The organism is Aestuariivita sp. (genome assembly GCF_049276915.1).
Classification (GTDB): Bacteria; Pseudomonadota; Alphaproteobacteria; order Rhodobacterales; family Rhodobacteraceae; genus Aestuariivita.
Genome location: NZ_JBASXK010000124.1, coordinates 1 through 3374 on the forward strand (window position 1 = coordinate 1; position 3374 = coordinate 3374).

Below are 3374 nucleotides of genomic sequence, written 5' to 3' on the forward strand. Positions count from 1 at the left end.
TCCGGCAAAGGTGCTGACATGATCCATCCTCCCAAACAGGATGAATCACAGATCAGGCTTCAAGGGAATCCTTACGATTCAGGTTTTCGGCGGGACGCATTAGTGATCGGGGCGAGTTGGTTGACCGGCTGCGCGACGGCGGGTTTTGAGACCGGCGTGGCGGTATGTCCGCCGGTCGTGGAGTATAGTCGGGCGGAACAGGCGCAGGTTGCTGAGGAGGTGCCGAGATTGTCGGACGGATCCTTAGTTGTCGAGATGATGGGTGATTACGCCGTTATTCGAGATCAGGCGCGGGTTTGCGGATCGTCGTAATGCTAACCATTCCGACAACGAGAGCGAGCCATGCTTCGCTTTGGACGGGCGCGAACTTTACAGAAATTCGTTGTCGTCCACGGCTCAGTTTACAACCATTTCCACCAAGAGCGCCACCTATACTCACGCGACAATTTCAAACTCAACCGCGCGGCTGCTCTTGCTGAGTGGCGTGGCCTCTATTCGAAATAAGGGCAGCATAACCGTCCATTTGGAGACTGGTTCCAATTCGTCAGGCAGCACCTCAGCACGTCCTCGAAACCTTCGGTGGTGATGAGCGCGCCGGGCGGCAGATCGCGGGTCAGCACAGCGTTGGTGCCGATGGTCGTGCCATGTAGTATCTGCGCGATGTCGTCCACCCCGAAGACAAAGCGCGTTCCGGCAAGGGCGATGGCATTGGTCAGACCGCGCGCCGGATCGTCGGGTGTCGTGGGCGATTTGAGGCTATAGGTGGCGCCCGTGAGTGCATCTCGCAGCTCCAGATCGGTAAACTTGCCCCCGATATCGACGGCGATGGTGATGCGCGGGACCATGGGCAGCTGCTCTCGGTTGGGGCGGCTCGGCATGCCGCGTGACAGCCCAGCTGCTCAATACAAACCGCACTTCCCTACGGTTTTCAATAGGGTGGCGATTGACGCGGGTAGGATTGATGCGGATGCTGGGGCTATATCAGCAAATGAAGTGCACCGATGCCATCAGATACGCCACTGCCCCTTTCATTGCCCGCCGAGACGGTCACTGCAATCACCAACGCCGTGGAGGCGGGGTTCGCAGACCAGACCGATTTCCTCGCGCGGTTCGTAGCAATACCAAGCGAGCGGTTTCAGGAGGCACCGGCGCAGGATTTCATCGCCGATGCGCTGCGCACACGCGGCTATTCGGTTGATGATTGGACGATTGACCTCAAGGATCTGGAACCACTTCCCGGCTTTGGTCCGATTATGGGAGATTTCAGCCGCGCGCGCAGCGTGGTTGGCAGTCACAGACCCGCCGAGGTCAAGGGCCGCTCGTTGATCCTGCAAGGCCATTTGGATGTAGTGCCGCCCGGCCCTGCGGAGATGTGGACCCATCCGCCTTATGATCCCAAGGTGGTGGACGGCTGGATGTACGGGCGCGGGGCGGGCGATATGAAGGCAGGGACGGTTGCGGCGCTATTTGCGCTGGATGCGCTGCGGGCGGCAGGGTTTGCGCCTGCCGCCACAGTGCACTTTCAATCGGTGATCGAGGAAGAGAGCACGGGCCTTGGCGCGCTGTCGGTTTTGCAGCGGGGCTATCGCGCCGACGCTGCCGTTCTGCCGGAGCCTACGGATTTTTTCATCAACCGCGCGCAAGTGGGCGCATTGTGGTTCCGCCTGCGCGTGCGGGGCAAGCCGGTGCATGTGTCCGTGGCGGGCGACGGGTCCAACGCGATCATGGCGGGCTATGATATGATCCGCGCTTTGCAGGGTTTGGAGGCGGAGTGGAACGACCGCGCGGCTGCCGATCCGGTGTACGGCGACGTGCCGCATCCACTGAACTTCAACGCAGGTAAAATCGCGGGCGGCGATTGGGCGTCGAGCGTGCCGGCGTGGTGCGACATCGACTGCCGCATGGGGGTGTTGCCGGGACAGGATCTAGCGCAGGCCAAGGCGGAGATCGAAGCATGCGTCAGTGGGGCCGCGCGGGATCACCCGTTCTTGTCCAACAGTCCACCCGAGGTTGTCTGGAACGGGTTTCAGGCCGAAGGCTATGTGCTGGGGGAGGACGTGGACCCCGCACTGGCCGTGATGCAGCACGCCTACGGCACCGTTTTCGACGGCGCCGTGCTGGAAGAAAGCAAGATGACCGCGCTGACCGATACGCGGTTCTACGGGCTTTACTACGGCATCCCGGCATTTTGTATCGGGCCAAGGGCGCAAAATATCCACGGCTTTGACGAGCGTGTCGAACTCGCCTCGGTGCGCGAACTGACTAAGGTGCTGGCGCTTTTCATCGCGGGCTGGTGCGGGCTATCCCCTCTGCGGGACTAGCTTGATCAGCGTTCGGGTCGCCGCGTCCACGGCCGGTGCGGAGTAGAGCATCGGCACGTAGGCCCCCGCCGCCCAGAGGGCTGTCAGGTCATCGTAATGCGCAACTCCCGGCGTGCCGGACTGGCCTGGCGCGTTGATCCACACGCTGTTGTCCCACGCGCCCACGTCGACAACCATGCGCACGGACGCGCCGTTGCGAACACGAAAGTCGCGGGCCTCATAGTGGCCCATCATCACTGTGGTGCTACTGCCTGCGGTGGCGACGGGGCCGACATCGGCGCTGCCCCCGAGCGGAGTCAGGGCGTGATCGAAGTATCCTTTGTGCAGGTCCCCCCAGCGCCATTCGGTGGGGTTGTCGCCAAAGCGGTCGCAGACGTTTTGCCACGCGGTGGACAAGGTGTCGGCCAGCAGTGCATCGCGGTCAGCGGGCATCAAATCGGGCAGATCACCGCGCAATATGCGGACCACAGTGGGGATGTTGCCTGGTGTCAGATAGGCGCGCAGTGTCGCATCGGGCGCGATCTGGGCCAATAGGGCAGGGCGCAGGTGCAGCGACAGCCAGACCTCGAACAGCAGCGCTGGAGCGCTGTCCGCGTTCGCGTGGCCGTCCCAGCTCTGAAGCAGTGCGGCAGCAGCCCCTCCTGTCGGCAGCAGCGCTACCAGATCCACTGCGCATTGCGAAAACGCATCACATTGCAGGGCGCAATTGCCGGCCACATCGCGGGCGCCACCCTCTGAAATTACGTGAGCGATGCGGTTCGCGCGCCCGTCCTCGAACCATTCGAAGCCGACGGGGTGTGCCGTGTGATCCCATGTGGCGGGCAGGTTCATTTCGTTTGCGGAATGCACAAAGCCACAGGCGGGGTTGACGATGGCGGGCAGGTCCGCTGCTGTCATATAACCAGTCCACTCGTATCGACCATCGCCCGCGACAGGCATCAGCCCGCGCCAGCCGGTGCGCTGTGGCACATAGGCTGCGGCCTGCCAGCAGATGTCTCCTGCAGTATCGGCGTAAACCATATTGACCGAGGGCGCGCCCCATGTGTTCAGTGC

General features: G+C 62.3%; 4 protein-coding genes and 1 pseudogene. 3 read left to right on the top strand and 2 right to left on the bottom strand.

Going from position 1 to position 3374, the window contains the following annotated elements:
* Together WAO69_RS13335 and WAO69_RS13340 are read left to right on the top strand one after the other, a co-directional pair.
* Window positions 1-312, top strand: a 312-nt coding sequence (locus tag WAO69_RS13335) for a hypothetical protein (protein ID WP_422179920.1), incomplete at its 5' end; no start/stop codon positions are given.
* A 6-nt stretch (window positions 313-318) separates the two neighbouring features.
* A pseudogene (locus tag WAO69_RS13340) lies at window positions 319-504 on the top strand (IS6 family transposase); the annotation flags it as partial.
* Here the strand turns inward: WAO69_RS13340 and WAO69_RS13345 are convergent.
* Complete coding sequence (locus WAO69_RS13345) at window positions 492-878, bottom strand: hydantoinase/oxoprolinase N-terminal domain-containing protein (RefSeq protein WP_422179922.1); 387 nt, start codon at window positions 876-878, stop codon at window positions 492-494. The pseudogene WAO69_RS13340 and the gene WAO69_RS13345 overlap by 13 nt on opposite strands.
* A gap of 123 nt (window positions 879-1001) precedes the next feature.
* Between WAO69_RS13345 and WAO69_RS13350 the strand changes: the two genes are divergently transcribed.
* On the top strand, window positions 1002-2321 hold the full coding sequence (locus WAO69_RS13350; protein WP_422179924.1) for an ArgE/DapE family deacylase: 1320 nt from the start codon (window positions 1002-1004) through the stop codon (window positions 2319-2321).
* Here WAO69_RS13350 and WAO69_RS13355 read toward each other — a convergent pair.
* On the bottom strand, window positions 2301-3374 hold a 1074-nt coding region (locus WAO69_RS13355), incomplete at its 5' end, for a penicillin acylase family protein (RefSeq protein ID WP_422179927.1). The genes WAO69_RS13350 and WAO69_RS13355 overlap by 21 nt on opposite strands.

What these genes read in the sequence shown, in the direction of transcription:
- WAO69_RS13350 (WP_422179924.1), top strand. Translation starts at nt 1,002, where the DNA reads ATGCCATCAGATACGCCACTGCCCCTTTCATTGCCCGCCGAGACGGTC.
- WAO69_RS13345 (WP_422179922.1), bottom strand. Translation starts at nt 878, where the DNA reads ATGCCGAGCCGCCCCAACCGAGAGCAGCTGCCCATGGTCCCGCGCATC.